Origin of the sequence: Streptococcus sp. KR, assembly GCF_002238115.1 — a bacterium.
Lineage (GTDB): Bacteria > Bacillota > Bacilli > Lactobacillales > Streptococcaceae > Streptococcus.
In genome coordinates this window covers 1-642 of sequence record NZ_NGVM01000104.1, presented here as the reverse complement: position 1 = coordinate 642, position 642 = coordinate 1, and the positions used below count along the sequence as shown (strand labels likewise).

The 642-nt window shown below is 37.9% G+C and carries 1 protein-coding gene; it reads right to left on the bottom strand.

The genetic code is table 11. The features are described from left to right. A partial coding sequence (locus tag CBI42_RS11100) for a phage portal protein (RefSeq protein ID WP_142294122.1) occupies positions 1 to 613 on the bottom strand: 613 nt, incomplete at its 3' end. Between the last annotated feature and the right edge of the window lie 29 nt (positions 614 to 642).

The following is a 642-nucleotide window of genomic DNA, read 5'->3' as shown; positions in this document are numbered from 1 at the left end:
AATCTGACAAATCAGTCTTGGAGACATTCAACATGCCATGAATGCCACTCTGAAAAACATTTTTCAATGTTTGAGTTCCGATAGACTGTAAATCTAAACTATCTCGCAAAGCATACAAAGGTGAGACACCTACAATGCCATTCATTGATAAAATTTTAAAATGCAAAATACTACTAGGCGCAATCTCCTGCGTTGTTTGCATATTAGGTGAATAGTAGTAGTGAACATTGCCTGTAGTATCATCTATCGTGACGGTCATTTGAGAATTTTCAACAAACTTCAAAGCATGACCACCGTTTTCAATCAAAGCGAAGCTATTGCCATTAATTAATAGATTAGTTAATACCGAACTCCAAAAATTAAAGCCTGATCTAACATTACTGGCGTCTGGATTGTTAAGCATCTTTGAAATTAGTGGTGTGTTTGAAATGAACGGGCACGCAGCAATTGTATTGCTGATCGTTGTTACCGCTGAATACACATCTGGATTCCTTAAAACTGACTTACCTGCATAAAAGTCTGAATCTGAACTCATTGAAAGCAAAGCGTCTAGAAAAGCACTGCTTGAATCTGGCTTCGGACTTGTGTCCGTACCGTTAATCAATAACCCCAACTCTACCTACCTCCTTTCTTCTCTGAATT